13 protein-coding genes are annotated in these 15850 nt (G+C 71.0%); 3 read left to right on the top strand and 10 right to left on the bottom strand.

Annotation, left to right across the window (positions count from 1 at the left end; genetic code table 11):
* Positions 1-27: 27 nt before the first annotated feature.
* On the bottom strand, positions 28-1542 hold the full coding sequence (locus ACN4JJ_RS01465; protein ID WP_440708131.1) for a hypothetical protein: 1515 nt from the start codon (positions 1540-1542) through the stop codon (positions 28-30).
* Between the two features lie 221 nt (positions 1543-1763).
* Here ACN4JJ_RS01465 and ACN4JJ_RS01460 point away from each other — a divergent pair, with 221 nt between their 5' ends.
* Both ACN4JJ_RS01460 and ACN4JJ_RS01455 read left to right on the top strand, forming a co-directional pair.
* On the top strand, positions 1764-3527 hold the full coding sequence (locus tag ACN4JJ_RS01460) for an ABC transporter ATP-binding protein (RefSeq protein ID WP_440708130.1): 1764 nt from the start codon (positions 1764-1766) through the stop codon (positions 3525-3527).
* The gene (locus tag ACN4JJ_RS01455; RefSeq protein ID WP_440708129.1) at positions 3524-4339 is read left to right on the top strand and encodes an energy-coupling factor transporter transmembrane component T family protein; all 816 of its coding nucleotides are present in this window, start codon (positions 3524-3526) and stop codon (positions 4337-4339) included. The genes ACN4JJ_RS01460 and ACN4JJ_RS01455 overlap by 4 nt, the downstream gene beginning before the upstream one ends.
* A 14-nt stretch (positions 4340-4353) precedes the next feature.
* Here ACN4JJ_RS01455 and ACN4JJ_RS01450 read toward each other — a convergent pair whose 3' ends face one another.
* Complete coding sequence (locus ACN4JJ_RS01450; RefSeq protein WP_440708128.1) at positions 4354-6243, bottom strand: O-antigen ligase family protein; 1890 nt, start codon at positions 6241-6243, stop codon at positions 4354-4356.
* 57 nt (positions 6244-6300) lie between these two features.
* Here ACN4JJ_RS01450 and ACN4JJ_RS01445 point away from each other — a divergent pair, with 57 nt between their 5' ends.
* A complete protein-coding gene (locus tag ACN4JJ_RS01445) occupies positions 6301-6795 on the top strand; it encodes an Ig domain-containing protein (protein WP_440708127.1) in 495 nt (164 codons plus the stop codon).
* Positions 6796-6806: 11 nt separating this feature from the next.
* Here ACN4JJ_RS01445 and ACN4JJ_RS01440 read toward each other — a convergent pair whose 3' ends face one another.
* The 8 genes from ACN4JJ_RS01440 to ACN4JJ_RS01405 form a co-directional block, all read right to left on the bottom strand.
* Positions 6807-7769: a DMT family transporter gene (locus ACN4JJ_RS01440; protein ID WP_440708126.1), complete on the bottom strand. Its 963-nt coding sequence runs from the start codon at positions 7767-7769 to the stop codon at positions 6807-6809.
* A 16-nt stretch (positions 7770-7785) separates the two neighbouring features.
* Complete coding sequence (locus ACN4JJ_RS01435; protein WP_440708125.1) at positions 7786-10236, bottom strand: DEAD/DEAH box helicase; 2451 nt, start codon at positions 10234-10236, stop codon at positions 7786-7788.
* A gap of 270 nt (positions 10237-10506) precedes the next feature.
* The gene (locus ACN4JJ_RS01430; protein ID WP_440708124.1) at positions 10507-10803 is read right to left on the bottom strand and encodes a putative quinol monooxygenase; all 297 of its coding nucleotides are present in this window, start codon (positions 10801-10803) and stop codon (positions 10507-10509) included.
* A gap of 49 nt (positions 10804-10852) precedes the next feature.
* Positions 10853-11011 carry a hypothetical protein gene (locus ACN4JJ_RS01425; protein WP_440708123.1) on the bottom strand — a complete coding sequence of 53 codons (159 nt, stop codon included), beginning with the start codon at positions 11009-11011 and terminating at the stop codon, positions 10853-10855.
* Between the two features lie 74 nt (positions 11012-11085).
* Positions 11086-12012, bottom strand: coding sequence for an LLM class F420-dependent oxidoreductase (locus tag ACN4JJ_RS01420; RefSeq protein ID WP_440708122.1), 927 nt, complete (start codon positions 12010-12012; stop codon positions 11086-11088).
* A gap of 22 nt (positions 12013-12034) precedes the next feature.
* Positions 12035-13282, bottom strand: coding sequence for an MFS transporter (locus ACN4JJ_RS01415; RefSeq protein ID WP_440708121.1), 1248 nt, complete (start codon positions 13280-13282; stop codon positions 12035-12037).
* 21 nt (positions 13283-13303) lie between these two features.
* The gene (locus tag ACN4JJ_RS01410) at positions 13304-14734 is read right to left on the bottom strand and encodes an amidase (RefSeq protein WP_440708120.1); all 1431 of its coding nucleotides are present in this window, start codon (positions 14732-14734) and stop codon (positions 13304-13306) included.
* Entirely contained in the window at positions 14731-15837 is a 1107-nt protein-coding gene (locus ACN4JJ_RS01405) for an aminotransferase class I/II-fold pyridoxal phosphate-dependent enzyme (protein ID WP_440708119.1), read from the bottom strand. Before ACN4JJ_RS01405 ends, ACN4JJ_RS01410 begins: the two co-directional genes overlap by 4 nt.
* Positions 15838-15850: the final 13 nt, after the last annotated feature.

Below are 15850 nucleotides of genomic sequence, written 5' to 3'. Positions count from 1 at the left end.
CACGGGGCGCGGGGGAGGGCGGGGGCGCTACTTCGTGGGCGAGAGGAGCGCGTCGTCGTTCAGGAGGAGCGGGGCATCCGTCACCGGCACGTCGACGTGCATGTGGGTGCAGCTGTCGTCGAACTCGGTCCAGTTGGTGAGGTTCACCGTCACGCCGGCGGAGGCGCGGCAGCTGGCCTGCCCCACACGGGAGCCGACCGGCATCACCGGGTCGAGCAGGCTGATCATCTTGAGCGTTCCGGCGTCGGAACCGTTCAGGCTCTTGTTGTCGAGCAGGTAGAAGTCGACCGCGTGGCCGCCGCCGTCGATGTAGTGCGACGAGCTGGTGCCCGCGCCCTCGATCTGGCCGGTGCACTTGCGGTTGATGTCGCTGACGCCGACCTGGTCGAAGTTGCGCACCGCGATCGCGATGATCTCCAGGATGCGGTAGTCGACACCGCAGTCGGGCATCGTGACGCCCTGGGCGATCCAGCGGATCTCCTTCATGTGGTCGGGCTGCGAGCCCACCAGCTTGCCGGCATCCATCGCATTGACGAGCTCCTGGGCGAGCGAACGGCCCACCAGCAGCTGCGCGGTGGAGTAGCCGGCGGCCTGCAGCTCGCCCACGTCGGAGACGCTGTACCCGTCGCGATCGACCTGCTCGGAGGCCGCCCCGGCGGTGATCAGCTGCTGCGTGGGCGTGTTGGCGTTGAGGCTGAGGTTCACGACGTTCGCGTCGACCGGGCTCGCCGAGACGGTGCTCGGCAGGGCGGTGACGGCCGTGATGCCGAGCACGAAGGCCATGGCCACGGCGCTGAAGCCGGCCTTGGCCCAGCTGCGGCGCCAGCCGGCGGCGCGGGACGTCGGTGCCGACGGGGCGGCGACGGATGCGGAGGCCGGCCGGGCGACGGACGTGCTGCGCCGTGCGCGACCGCGGGTCGCCACCGGCGCGAGAGCCGCAGCGCGCTCCTCGGCGAGTTCGCGGCTGCGGCGACGCGAGGGGGCGATGTGCAGGGGCACGTCGGCGGGGGTGAAGGCGATCTCGATGGATCCGGTGGTGGGGCGGGCGGCCGACGCGTCTCGCAGGGCGGCGGATGAGGCATCCGGAACCGTTGGCGCCTCGGAGCGGGCGACCGTCTCGGCCGTCTCGGCTGCGACGCCGTTCGCGGCGGTGATCGCCACCTCGGAGCGGACGTCCGTCTCCACGGCTGCGATCGCCTCGGCGCGGCCGTCGGTCTCGTCGGGCGCCGCGAGCAGCACCGGCTCCAGGGTCAGTTCGATCGGCGGCTCGAGCGGCCCCGATCCGTACTCGGCGACCTCGAGCTCGGCGATCTCCTGCGCGGCCAACTCGCGGCCGCGGGCGTTCTCGAGCTGCTCGAGCTCGCGCAGCTGCCGCCGGGTGAGCGGGGCCGTCGTGGCCCGGGCTTCGGCTGCCGCATCCTGCGCCTCGCGCAGCGCGCGGAGTTCGCGCAGCTGCCGCCGGCTGAGGGGCTGCGGGGTGTCTGCGCCGTGGTTCGCCTCGAACGACGGCGTACCGTCGGAGCGCGAATCAGGGCTTGTCAAACGTACAGACTTTCGGGTTTCACTCGTGAGCGGGGCGCACCGAGAACGGCGGCTCCACGATCGTGGGCTCTTCGAGACTAACGGAGACAGCCTGAAAAATCCCAGAGCGGAGGAGAAATCCCTCTCCGTACGTGTCTTTCCGGCCCCGCGGAAGACATTCGAAGGAAGGGTTGCCTAAGCTGGATCGGACGCCGATCCGGCCGCCGTTCCCGAAAGGCCGCATGCCCTCCACCTCGCCGCTGCTGCGGGTGACGCACGCCCGCATCCGGCACGAGGGCAGCGCGCAGAACACGCCCGACGACGTCTCCTTCGAGGTGGCCGCGGGCGAGGTCGTGCTGCTTCTGGGCCCGTCCGGCAGCGGCAAGTCGACGCTCGCGCTCGCGCTGAACGGCCTCGTTCCGCACGCGGTTCCGGCCGCGCTGGAGGGAACCGTGGAGGTCGCCGGCATCCGGAGCACCGAGACGACCGTGGCGGCGCTCAGCGCGCAGGTGTCGATGGTGTTCCAGGACCCGGATGCGCAGATCGTCACCGGCACGCTCCTGGACGAGGTCTGCTTCGGACCCGAGAACCTCCTGCTGCCCGTGGAGGAGGTGCTCCAGCGGGCCGAGGCCGCACTCCGGCGGGTGGGCCTCTGGGAGCGGCGATCCGAGAACCCCGACCGGCTCTCCGGCGGCGGGCGGCAACGACTCGCGATCGCCAGTGCGCTCGCCCTGCGCTCCCCGCTGATCGTGCTCGACGAGCCGACGGCGAACCTCGACCCCGCGGGAATCGAGGAGGTGTACGCCGTGCTCGGCGAACTCGTGCGCGACGGCGGCCACGCGATCGTGCTGATCGAGCACAACCTCGACGCGGCGATCGCACTCGTCGACCGGGTGGTGGTGATCGACCGGGACGGGCGTCTGGCCTTCGACGGGACTCCGGATGCCGTGCTGCGCGGGCAGGTCGGCGCACTGATGGAGATGGGGGTGTGGCTGCCCACGACGACGCTGGCCGGGCTGCGCCTGCGGGCAGCCGGGCACGAGGTGCCGGTACTCCCCCTCTCGCCGGGCGAGCTGACCGCGGTGCTGGACGGGCTGCCGCCGAAAGGGACGCCGGCGGATCCGGGGGCCGAGCGCTCGCGAGGAGCGCGGGGGGCGCGCGCGGGCACCACCGAGTCCACGCGCACCACGTCCGGCCCCGCCCCGGCCGTGCGCGTGCGCGGGTTGCGCGTGAGCAAGGGCCGCGGCGCCGCCCGCTCCGAGGTGCTGCACGGCATCGACCTCGAGCTGCCCGCCGGCTCGTTCACGGCGATCGTCGGCACGAACGGCGCCGGCAAGACCACGCTGTTGCAGGCGATCGCGGGGGTCTCCGCTCCCCCGCGCGGAACGGTGGACGTGCTGGGCCTCGATCCGTCCCGCGCCGATGCCCGCACCCTGGCCCGCACGATCGGGTTCGTGTTCCAGAACCCCGAGCACCAGTTCCTGCGCGGCACCGTGGCCGAGGAGCTGGCCCACGGTCTCGAGCTGCAGCACCTCGAGCGCGCTGAGATCGACGAGCGGGTCGACCGGATGCTGGACCGCTTCGGTCTCGCAGCCCAGCGCGCGGAGCATCCCTTCCTCCTCTCCGGCGGCCAGAAGCGCCGGCTCTCGGTCGGGACGGCCCTGATCGCGGGCGCCCCGGTCCTCGCCCTCGACGAGCCCACGTTCGGCCAGGACCGCGAGCGCGCCGCCCACCTGCTCGACATCCTGAGGCAGCTGAACGACGAGGGCCGCACCGTGATCGTGGTCACCCACGACCTGCAGCTGGTGGCCGACTACGCCTCGCACGTGGTGGTGATGCGCGAGGGCGGGGTACGCGACCACGACGAGACCGGTGCGGTGCTGGCATCCGGAGCCCTCGAGGAGGCCGGACTGCGGGCGCCCCCGCTCGTGCGTGCCCTGCGCGCCACCAGCGACCCCGCCTGGCACACCCTCAGCCGGCTGAGCGATCTGGGGCCCGAGCGATGACCGCGCGCCCCGACCCTTACGCTGACGCGCCCGACCGGGGAGCCCTGCGCTTTCTGCACCGCCTGAACCCGCTGGCCAAGATCGGCGGACCCCTTCCCGCCATGATCGCGCTGGTGTTCACCCGCGACGCGGCCGTGCCGACGGCCTTCGCCCTGCTCGCCCTGCTGCTGCTCCTGGTGGGCGCCCACCTCTCAGGCCGCGCCGCGCTCGGGCTGCTCGTGGTGCTGCCGTTGGTGACGCTGCTGCTGTCGTTCAGCTTCGGGCTGTGGGCCGAGGCGGCTCCGGATGCGGCGGGCAGCAGCATCCTCTTCGCCGTCGGCGACTACCGCTTCACCACCGCGGCCCTCGCCGTCGGCGCCACCACAGCCCTGCGCCTCGCCGCGATCCTGCTGCTCTCGCTGCTCGCCGGGCTCACGTCGACCGGTCCCGACCTCGTGCGGGCCCTCGTGCAGCAGCTGCACGTGCCGTACCGCCTGGGGTACACGGCGCTGGCCGCGTACCGGTTCGTGCCGCGGTTCGGGTACGAACTCGACGTGATCCGCCAGGCGCACCGGGTGCGCGGCATGGCGGCGGGCCGGGGCCCGCTCGCCGCCGCCCGACGACACCTCGGGTACGTCGTGCCGCTGCTGGCGGGCGGCATCCGCCACGCCGAGCGCGTCGCGCTCGCGATGGACTCCCGCGCGTTCGGCGCGCACCCCACCCGCACCGAGCGCCACCTCGTCCCCTTCCGCGCCCGCGACTGGACCTTCCTGCTCGCCTTCTGGCTCGCCACCGTCGCCCTCTACGCCGCCGCAGCCCTGCTCCCCCGCTGACACCTCCGGGCGCCTCACCCTCCGAGCCAGGAAATCTGTTCCGCTGACCGCTTCTCGCACTCCGTGTCTCCCTGCAGGCTGCATAAGTATGCAAGGGTCTGCCACCGGCCGACCCCGTCCGGATCCAGCCGAACGGCTCGCTCGAGTTGAATTCGGGCGTCTTCCCACTCATTGCCAAGAGTGAGGAGGCCGCCGAGCCGATGCGCGACGTCGGGATCCCCTGGTGCTCGGGCAGCCGCGGCGCGAAGCGTGCTCACTGCCGACGGGAGGTCACCCGTGTACTGCTGACCGACCGCGAGTGCTTTGGCCGCAGCTATGGAGTCGGGAGCCGCTGCCAACGCGCGGTCGGCCCACGATGCCGCCAATTGCGCAGCGATCACCGGACTGCCCGGTCGCTCGGCTGAGGCCGCGAATGACTCGGCTGCAATGAGGTCGACATCCACGTCCCAAGGACGCAGAGACTCGGCCCTCTCGAACGCCCGCTCCGCTTCGTCGAATCGCGACGAGGCCACATCCGACGTACCGATCGCCAGGGCGATCTCTGCGGCGCTCGCAGATACGACGAGCAGAAGGAGCGCGCTCGCCAGGGTTGCCGGAATGACGACACCCCGGAACCGTCGCGGCGCTACGGCGGTTGGGAGCGACACGCGGGGTACTGCGACAAGACTCCCCAGCAGCAAGGCCGCAAACAGGCACGTGGCGGGCGAGGATCGGTCAGCCAGCATGGCAAGTCCGCACGCGACGACGGCGAGCGACGCACCGCCGAGGCGAGCGGTGCTCGCCTCGGCGACGACAAGCCGCCGCCACGCACGAAACGCGGTGACGGCGACGGCGCAGGCCAGGCCTACCACTAGCAGCACCAAGGGGACGCCTCCTACGACTGCCGCCTGGAGGATCCAATTATGAGGCGAGTCGACGGCGGCGTCTCCCGCAAGTGCGAACCACGAATCATCGTGAGCCGCGGCGATGGCGTCCTCAAAACCGCTCGGGCCGACGCCCAGAACCGGGCGCTCCGCCACGAGCCGCGCCGTCTCCGACCATAAGGCGATGCGCCCCGAGATCGTCGCACCCGAGAAGGGAGTCAGCCCTAGGAATCGATCCCTGGTCAGCGGGACGATCAGACAGATCCCAGCCAGCAGCACGAGGCAGCATCCGCCCGCGACCATCGCACGAATCCTCCTGGGGTGGCGGGTCGCTGCAACCGTGATACCGATCAATGCAATAGCGAACAGCGCGAGGATCGCCCCGCGGGAAGCGGAGAGCACGACCGCCCCGACAGCGCAGGCAGCCGCGGCGGCCAGCACGATCCGGCGAGGGCGCCCACCACCCCACCGACCAAGCAGGGCCGGCACCAGCACTGCCGAGAACATGGCAGCGAGGACGCCCTGGGCCGACGCGTTTCCGGTAAGGGAGCCCGTGCGGTCGACCGTTCCGGAGACCAGTCGAACACCAGCCGTTTCCAGACCGGCGATCAGGCCGAGCATGATGGAGCAGAACGCCACGACGTAAATAAAGAGGCGGCTGTGGCGGTCCGCTGAGCGGGGTCCGAGCAGCCGACTTCCCAACCAGCAGGCCGCGAAGTACGCCGAGATCGAAACGACACCTTCATATCTAGGCCATCGACCCATCACCTGCGGCACCGGAGCGCTCCCCGCCAAGGCACACACCAGGAGAACGCCGCCGGCACACGCAACGAGGACGACGAACCAGCGCGGTAGCACGCCTGTCGGCGCGACTAGAGCCGCTGCGAAGCAGCCCGCGAATACCATGCCGACCTTCGGAAGCTGCCACATGTCGAGGGCGCCGGGCAGGAAGACAACGGTGGAGAGCACGGAGAGCACGATCGCCGCGCTGGCGAGTGGGGTTTTGCGGGCGAACCGGAGATTTCGCGTGCGGACAGTCATGATCTATTTACTTTAGTGATATACCCTCACTTATAGTTCTAGACAGATTGGTTCTCGATGAAGTTCTCTCCCACCGCCCGGATTAGCCGGAACGCCGTGATCGCCGCAGCGATCTGCTGTACCCTGGTGGGGCTCGCCCCGCTCACCTCGCAGGCACACGACCTCGATCACGCGCCTGAACACGCTCCAGTGCTGGCAGATCAGACGGTGAACTACACCGTGCCCGGCTTGGGAGCCGGTTCGTTCAGCCCCACGACGTCCATCCGGGCGACGAATGATCTGATCGGCCCGCCGCCCCTCGCCTGGTCGGGTTCCAGCTACTATTACCAAGTTCTGGGATCGACGAGGGGCTTCGACCCGGCGCCTATCGTGCTTCTGAGCGATGGGTCGCTTCCGCCAGGTCTCTCGCTGGACATCACCACGGGTGCGATCACCGGTACGGTCGACGCGGATGTGGCCGACGGCGCGTATCGCTTCGAATTGACCGTCACCAATTTCGGCAAGACGCCCACCGGCAAGCTCAACTACCTGATAGTCGTGCTGCACCCCTAAGCTGCGCGCCGCTACACGCGGCCGCGGCGCGGGAGGGAGACCACGAGCACGGCCAGCACGATGAGGGCCGCGGCGACGGGGGTGGTGGCGTCGACACCGTGGCCGGTGCCGGGGGCGATCAGGTCGACCGCGATCGAGCCGCCGAGCTGGCCCGCCACCGAGCACAGGCCGAGCAGCAGCACGCCCGTGGTGCGCACGGCGGTCGCCAGGCCGAAGATGAAGGTCACGCCGATCGGGCCGCCGAGGTACAGCCACCACTCGGGCGGCAGCGCATCCGGGAACCCGCCGGCCAGAGCCGCGTGCACGAGGGCGATGGCGATCAGCACCACCGACCCCGCGATGAAGTTGAACAGGGTGGAGGTGACAGCCGACCCGCTCGCCCCGGCCACGCGGCCGTTCGCCGCCTGCTGCACGGCCACACCGGCACCGGCGATCAGCGGCAGCACGAGCATCCAGCTCGGGATGTCGGGGTCGAGGTGCGTGAGCACCGACCAGATCACGACCGCCAGGGCGATGGATGCTCCGAGCACGCGCCGCACGGTGAGATACCGGCGGCCGCCCGGGCCGATGCCGACGCGGTCGACGACGAGGCCGCTGACCGTCTGCCCGCCGATGAACGCGACCGTGAACAGCGAGACGCCGATCACGGCGGAGGCCAGCCCCTGCGAGAGCACGAAGATCGCGCCGCCGAAGCCGGCGAACAGCATCCAGGTGGGCAGAGTGCCACGGCGCACCTCGGCGAACGCGATGCCCACACCGTGGCGGGCGCCGGGCATCAGCGCGGTGATCACGACGACGATCACCAGGCCGATGCTGAAGCTGATCGCGGCGGCGGTGAAGCCGTCGCCCATCCGGCGCCCGAGCTCGCCGTTGATGCGGGACTGGGTGGCCATCAGGATGCCGCAGAAGACGGCGACGCCGACCGCCGCCCCGAGGGGCAGACGGCCGGCGTGCGGCGGTGGAGCGATGCTCATGGTGCGGGGTGGAGCCTTACTGCGCGGCGCGGTCGGCCGCGATGTCGCCGATCAGTGAGTCGCCGGGAGCGACCGTCACCATCTCGGCGTCGATCTCGGCGCGGCCGAGCAGTTCCTGCATCCGGCGCCCACGGCTGCGCGGGATGAGCGTGACGACCGTGCCCTGCTTGCCGGCGCGGCCGGTGCGGCCGGAGCGGTGCAGGTAGGTCTTGTACTCGTCGGGAGCGTCGGCCTGGATGACCAGGTCGATGTCGTCGACGTGGATGCCGCGGGCTGCGACATCCGTCGCCACCAGCACGTTGACCCGCCCGCTGGTGAGCTGCTGCAGGTTGCGCGTGCGGCGCGACTGGTTGAGGTCGCCGTGCAGGCTGGTGGCGGGGAAGCCGGCGTCTTCGAGCTGCTCGGCGAGCATCTCGGCGTAGGCACGGGTGCGGGCGAAGATGAGCGTCTTGCCCTCGCGGTCGGCGAGCTGCTTGATGATGTCGCTCTTGTCGCGGCTCTCGACGATCAGCACGCGGTGGTCGATCGTGGAGGAGGCCTGGTCTTCACCGGCGACCTCGTGCACGCTCGGGTTCACCAGGAACTCCTCGACCAGGTTCGCCACGCCCTTGTCCAGGGTGGCCGAGAACAGCAGCTTCTGGCCGCCGTCCTTGGTGTGGCGCAGGATGCGCTGCACCGGCTCGAGGAAGCCCAGGTCGCACATGTGGTCGGCCTCGTCGAGCACCGTGATGGTGACCTCGGAGAGGTCGAGACGACGCTGCTCGATCAGGTCTTCGATGCGGCCGGGGGTGCCGATGATGATGTCGACACCGCGCTGCAGGGCGCCCACCTGGCGGGCCTGGGGAACGCCGCCGTAGATCTGGGTGGTGAAGAGGCCGACGGCGCGGGCGATGGGCTGCACGGTGCGGTCGATCTGCAGCGCCAGCTCGCGGGTGGGGGCCAGGATGAGCGCGCGGGGCTTGCGGCCCGGCTTGCGGTTGGCGCCGCCGCCGTTCTCCATCAGGCGCTCCACCAGGGGGGCGCCGAAGGCGATGGTCTTGCCAGAGCCGGTGCGGCCGCGGCCGAGCACGTCGCGGCCGTTCAGCACCTCGGGGATGGTGGCCGACTGGATCGGGAACGGGCTCTCCGCGCCGAGCTCGCCGAGCACGCGCACGATGTTGCCGCCGAGGCCGAGGCTCGCGAAGGTCGCGCCCTCGACGTCGACCGCGAGGGTGGCCTGCGCCTCGAGACGCTCGAGCACCACGTCGTCGTCACCGAAGTGCGCCGGCTTCGCGTCGCGGTTCGGGTAGAAGTCGCTGCCGCGCTCGGCGCGGTCGGAACGCGGCGAGCGGTCGCCGCGGTCGTAGCCGCCGGTGCGCGGCGCGCGGTCGTCGCGGTCGAACGAGCGCTTCGGGCGGTCGTCGAACGACCGGGCCGGACGGTCGTCCCGGTCGAAGCTGCGCTTCGGGCGGTCGTCGAACGAACGAGCCGGACGCTCATCGCGGTCGAAGCTGCGCTTCGGGCGGTCGTCGAACGAACGAGCCGGACGCTCATCGCGATCGAAGCTGCGCTTCGGGCGGTCGTCGTAGGAACGGGCCGGACGGTCGGCGCGCTCGCCGGGCTGGAAGTCGGCCTTCGGACGAGCGCTGCGGTTGTAGCCGCGGTCGTCGACGCGCGGCGGCTTGCCGCCGGCGGTGCGGTTCGCGGCACGCTCGGCCGCGATCTCGGCGCGGCGCTCTTCGTTGCGGGCGTCGTTCCACTTCTGGCGGTCGGTGCGCTGGGGAGCGCGGTCGTTGCGGTCGTACGAGGACCGGTCGTTGCGATCGTAGGAGGGACGTTCGGAACGGTCGCCGTAGGACGGACGGTCGCCGCGGTCTCCGCGGTCGTAGGCGGGACGCTCGGAGCGGCCGGTGCCGGTGCCGGACTTGTTGAAGCCGTTCTCACGGCTCGGACGCTGGTAGCCGTCGCGGGCCGGGCGGTCACCGTACGAGGGACGCTCGCCGCGGTCGCCGTAGGAAGGACGCTCGCTGCGCTCGCCACGGTTGTACGCGGGGCGCTCAGAACGCTCGCCACGGTTGTAGGCCGGGCGCTCGGAACGCTCGCCACGGTTGTACCCGCCGCGCTCGCCACCGTCGCGCGCCGGGCGGTCATTGTAGGAGGGACGCCCACCGCGGTCACCGTAGGAGGAGCGCTCGTTGCGGTCGCCGGTGGCCGGACGCGCGCCGCGGTCGCCATACGAGGAGCGCTCGCTGCGCTCGGGACGGTCGCCGTACGACGGCCGCTCGCCACGACCCGACGGTGCCGAGCCGCGGGCGGCGCGGTCATCCGAGTTCCAGCGCTGCTTGCGCGGCGCGTTCTCGTCGACGGCCTTGTAGCCGCGGTGGCCCGGGCTGCGGCTGCCGACCTTGGGGCCGCCCTTGCCGGCGGGGGTGCGGGGCTCGTAGTTCTTGGCGGCCTTGAAGCCGCCCGACTTGTTGGATTTGGGCATGATTCTTTCCGGGTTATCTCGAAATGCGCACACCTCAACACCGAATGCGTTGGAAGTGCTAACTAGATCCCCGGGAGTAGCGGGGGCCGTGTCGTACGCGACATTCACCAGTGACCAGCGCATCCATGCACTGACTGGGAAACCGGCCCACCAGACTTACAAACCCATCCGCGATGCAACTCGCGGTGTCCAGAGCCGACCGGTCAACATTACACGCCGGAGCACCCTCTGTCGAGGGTGGGCGGGCGACCGGGGGGTGGAACCGGAGGATCAGAGGGTGTCGGTGAGCATCGCCCGGGTGAGGGTGGGCGGGCTGGCCAGCAGGTCGCTGAGGGAACTCCGGCCTTCGGGCGTGGTCCGCCAGGCGCGATAGGCGTCGTCCGACTCGATCGAGTCCCAGCGCTCCACCACGAGGTAGTGAGCGGGATCGTCGACGTCGACGGTCACCTCGACAGCGAGTGCGCCCTCGCGTGCCCGGGTGGCGGTGAGCACCTCGTGGATGACAGCGGGAGCGGTCTCGAGCACGTCGGGCTTCACACGGAATTCGAGAATGGAGATGACGGTCATGCCGTCCACACTATTCCTGCCGCATCCGGGCCCGACAGCGCGCGAGCCGTCAGACCTTCTTCGACGAGCGGCGGATGTAGCCGAAGATGGCCGTGGCCACGAACAGGATCAGCGCCAGGATGGCCAGCCAGAGCAACCCCTTGATGGCGAAGCCGAGCACGGCGAGGACGATCCAGATGACGAGCAGGGCGATGACGAAACCGATCATGCGCTCGAGCCTACGCCCGCTCGCGGAAACCGGCACGGGGCATCCGGATGCCGCGCCCGACAGAACCGGCGGACCTATTCGCCGAGCTGGGGCACGACCTCGCGGGCGATGAAGTCGAGGTGATCGAGGTCGCCGAGATCGAGGATCTGCAGGTAGACGCGCTCCACACCCTGCTCGCGGAGTGCTCCGAGCTTGTCGACGATCTCGGATGCCGTGCCGGCCAGCCCGTTGGTGCGCAGCTCGGCGGGCTCGCGCCCCACGGCCGCCGCCCGGCGTGCGAACTCCGCCTCGTCGGCCCCGGCGACCGCGATCAGGGCCGCCGAGTAGACCATGTCGTCGGGGTCGCGGCCGAAGTCCTCGCAGGCGCGGCGCACGTTGCCGAACAGGCCGGGGAGGGTGCCGGGATCCGGGAACGGGACGTTGAACTCGGTGGCGAAACGGGCGGCCAGTCGCGGCGTGCGTGCGGCGCCCTTGCCCCCGACGATGACCGGCAGCGGCGACTGCACGGGCTTCGGCAGCGCGGGCGAATCCGTCAGCGTGTAGTGCTCGCCGGCGAAGGAGTAGGTGTCGCCCGGCTCGGTGGCCCACAGGCTCGTGACGATCTCGAGCTGCTCCTCGAGCAGGCCGAAGCGCTTGGCCGGGAACGGGATGCCGTATGCCCGGTGCTCCTGTTCGAACCATCCGGTGCCGAGGCCGAGCTCGACCCGGCCGCCCGACATCTGGTCGACCTGCGCGACCTGGATCGCGAGCACGCCCGGGTAGCGGTAGGTGACCGAGGAGACGAGGGTGCCGAGGCGGATGCGCGAGGTCTCGCGGGCGAGGCCGGCGAGCGTCGTCCAGGCATCCGTGGGGCCGGCCCCGGGGTCGCCGTCGCCCATCCGCAGGTAGTGGTCGGAGCGGAAGAATGCGTCGAACCCGAGCTCCTCGGTGGCTTTGGCCACCGCGAGCAGCTCGTCGTAGCTGGCGCCTTGCTGGGGTTCGGTGAAGATTCTGAAGTCCACGCCCCGAGCCTAACCCGCCTCGTCAGCGGCGCGTGGCTCGGAGGGCTCCGGCCAGGCCCGCGCCCGTGAAGACGAACGTGGCGATCAGCACCACGACGAGCGGGAGGGTCCAGGCCCCGGTGGCGTCGTGCACGGCGCCGATGAGGGTGGGAGCCGTGGCGCCGAGGGCATAGCCCGAGCCCTGCACCATCGCCGAGAGACGGCGGGCGTGGGTTCCCGAAAGGGCGAGCTGCACCACCAGCATGAACACGATCGTGATGCCGCCGCCCTGCGCGATGCCACCGAGGAAGCCCCACAGCAGCCAGCTCGACGGGGCCAGGATCATGCCGAGCGGGAAGCTGATCCAGAGCAGGCCGACGAGCCCCAACGAGGGCGGGATGCCGATCCGCTTGGCCAGCAGCGGCACGCCGAGCGCCCCGATCACCGCCGCGATCTGGAAGATCGACGAGCTCGAGCCCGCCGAGGCGGCCGAGTAGCCGAGCTCCTGCTCGAGGATGGTGGGGAACCACGCGGTGAGACCGTAGTACGAGAAGGCCTGCCCGGCGAAGGCCAGGGCGAGGAAGACGGCGGAGAGGTTCGTCCAGGTGCGCGGCTCGGGGGCGGCGATCGGGATGCCCCGGGTGTCGATGGCCACCGTCTCGAAGGCGCCGGTCTCGATCGCGGCCTTCACCGGACCCCAGCGGAATGCCCGCCGCGGCCCGACCGCCACCAGCCAGGCCACGACGGCGAGCACCACGAAGCCGGTCCAGGCCAGCAGGGCGCCGCGCCATCCGAAGGCCACGGCGAGCGGCACCGTGGCGATGGAGGTGATCATCGAGCTCACGTTCATCGCGGCGGTGTACGACCCCGTCACGATGCCGACGCGCTCGGTCGGCACGTCGCGGCGGATGATGACCGGGATCACCACGTTGCCGATGGTGATGAACGCGCCCATGATGATCGTTCCGGCGAAGGTCGCCTCTACGCCGCCGGCGGAGCGCACGATCGAGCCGATCCCGACGCCCAGGATGGCGATCGTGGTGGCGAAGTTCGCGCCGGCCTTGCCGACGAACAGCGAGGCGAACGGCGTCATCAGCGCGAAGCACAGCACCGGGAGGCTGGTGAGCAGACCCGCCTGCGCGGCGCTCATCGACAGGTCGGAGCTGATCTCGCCCGTGATCGGCGCCACGGCGATGATCGGCCCGCGCAGGATGAAGCCGATGAAGACGATGCCGACGACGAGCGGCCACGGGAAGCTCGCCCCGATCCGGCGGGTGCGAAGACGGCTCATGGTGCTTTCGATCCTACGCCGTCACACGCGGGCGACCCGCGTCTCGTGCGTGTGATCGAGCACGGCTTCGGCGCGGGCGGCGAAGCCGAGCACGTCGAGGTCGTGCGCCCACGGACCCACGATCTGCAGGCCGACCGGCAACCGGCCCGGCCGCAGATGGGTCGGGATGGTGATGGCCGGCTGGCCGCTGATGTTGAAGGGATAGGTGTACGGCGTCCAGGTGATCCAGGGCAGCGGCGCGTCCGCCTCACCGCCCGGCGGCACCTCCCGCTCGGCCTCGAAGGCCGTGATCGGCATCGTGGGCATGACCAGCAGATCCCACCGGTCGAACATCCCGAACGCGGCGGCGTTGAAGGTGCGCCGGCGGCCGAGCGCCGCCAGGAACTCGCGCAGCGAGTAGCCCTCCGCCAGGCCCGCCAGGCGTGCGAGTCCGGGGTCCATCCGCTCGCCGTGCTCGCGGATGAGGTCTTCGAAGCCGAAGCCGCGGCCGGTCACCCACAGCGCCTCGAACACGTCCCGGGGCAGGGCGGCCGGCATCTCGGCCGGGCCGAACTCGGCGATCCCCGACTGCTCCAGCAGACGGAAGGCCTCCTCAGTGATCGCCGAGACCTCCTCGCTCGGCGCGATACCGAACGGTTCCCGGATGACGCCGACCCGCAGCGCCCGCCCGTCGACGCCGGCGACCGGCGGTACCGGGGTGGAGAAGAAGGACTGCGGATCGCGCGGGTCGGGCCCACGGCTCAACCGGAAGACCGCCTCCGCGTCCTCCACCCTCCGTGCCAGCACCCCGGCGTGCGAGAGGTTCTCGTTGACGGTGCCCGGCCACACCGGGATCGCGCCGAGGGTGGGCTTGAAGCCCACCACCCCGCAGAAGGCGGCCGGGATGCGCACCGAGCCGCCCGCATCCGTTCCCGTGGCGACGGGCACCGCGCCGGAACCGACGGTGGCACCGGATCCCGCACTGGAGCCGCCCGTGGTGCGCGAGGCGTCCCACGGATTGCGGCTGATGCCCGTGCGCGGCGAGCTGCCGGTGCCCTTCCAGCCGAACTCCGGCGTGGTGGTGCGGCCGATGATGACCGCGCCGGCGTCCTGCAGCCGCTCGACCATCGGCGAGGCCGTCTGCGCCGGGGTGTCCGGGCTCGTCAGCGATCCCTTGCCGGCCGGCTCGCCGACGATGTAGAGGTTGTCCTTCGAGGCGATCGGCACGCCGTGCAGCGGGCCCCGGATGCGCCCTTCCGCGGCTTCGCGCTCGCGCTCGGCGGCCCAGGCGGCAGCCCGCTCGGGCATCAGGGCGGCGTAGGCGTTGATGCGCGGCTCCTCGCGCACGGCGATCTCGAGCGCGCACTCGGCCAGCTGCACCGGCGACAGCTCCCCCGTGGCGACCCGGCGGCCCAGCGAGATCGCACTGGAGGACTCGTACTCGTCCAGGCCGAGCGGGATGAAGGCGGTCATGCGCGTGCCCGCCAGGCCGCGCCGAAGCGTTCGATCCACTCGGGCGGCACCGAGGTGGAGATCTTCACGAAGCGGTCGCCGAACAAGGGCGACTGGTACGTTCCGGGACGGATGAAGATGCCGTCCTCGAGCATCGACTCGCAGAGGGCGTCGGCCGTCCACACCGAGTCACCGAGGTCGACCGCGAGGAAGTTGCCCTGCGACGGCGAGACGACGACCGTGCCGAGGCCGCTGTCGGTCACGATCTGCTCCACCCGCTGCAGGTTCGCGCGGTTGACGGCCCGCAGGTTCGACAGCCACGGCCCCTTCACCCTCAACCCGGCGAGCGCCGCTCGCTGGCCCTGGATGCTCGCGCCGAGCGGGTTGGCGGGAACGGCGGTGATCGAAGCGAGCAAGGAGGGCTCGGCCACGATGGCGCCGACCCGCAGCCCTGCGAGCCCCAGCCACTTCGAGAAGCTGTAGGTGCTGAAGGCGCCCTCCGGGTAGAGCTCGGCGGCGAGCGAGTGCCCGTCGGCGAAGTGCCGGTAGGTGCAGTCGTGGATGATGGTCGAGCCGGTGTCGCGGGCGAGATCGACGATGGCCTGCAGCTCGTCGCGGGTGTAGCTCGAGCCGAGCGGGTTGAGCGGGTCGATCAGGTAGATCAGCGACTGGGGCCGGATGACCTCGGCGATCTGCGCCGCCTGCATCAGATGGGTGGGCTCGTCGTACACGGGGAGCACCCGGATGGGCACGCCGGCGAGCGAGACGAATCGCGCCGGCCACGGCCAGCCCGGGTCGCTGACGATGATCTGCGAGAGCCGCGGGGCGAGGGTGGTGCAGATGTGGTGCAGGCCGCCGACGGCACCGTCGGTGACCCAGGCGTCCAGCGGCAGGTCGGAATCGGGCCCGCGCAGGTCGTCCACGATCCGCTCGCGCAGCTCCTGGAAGCCGCCGGCGGGGGCGTAGACGTTGAACTCGTGCTTCGCGGTGCTCTGCTCCAGCGCCGCGACGACCTCGGGAGCCGGCGGCAGGTGCGTGGTGTTCTGCCCCATCCAGACGATGTCGTCGCGATCCAGCAGCGCCTCGAACGAGGGCGCTCCAGAGCTCTTGGTCTGGCCTGTCATGGTGTGTCCTGTT

The sequence above is a fragment of the Herbiconiux dendrobii genome (genome assembly GCF_052048175.1).
Lineage (GTDB): Bacteria > Actinomycetota > Actinomycetes > Actinomycetales > Microbacteriaceae > Herbiconiux.
This window is presented reverse-complemented; position numbering and strand designations above follow the sequence as displayed.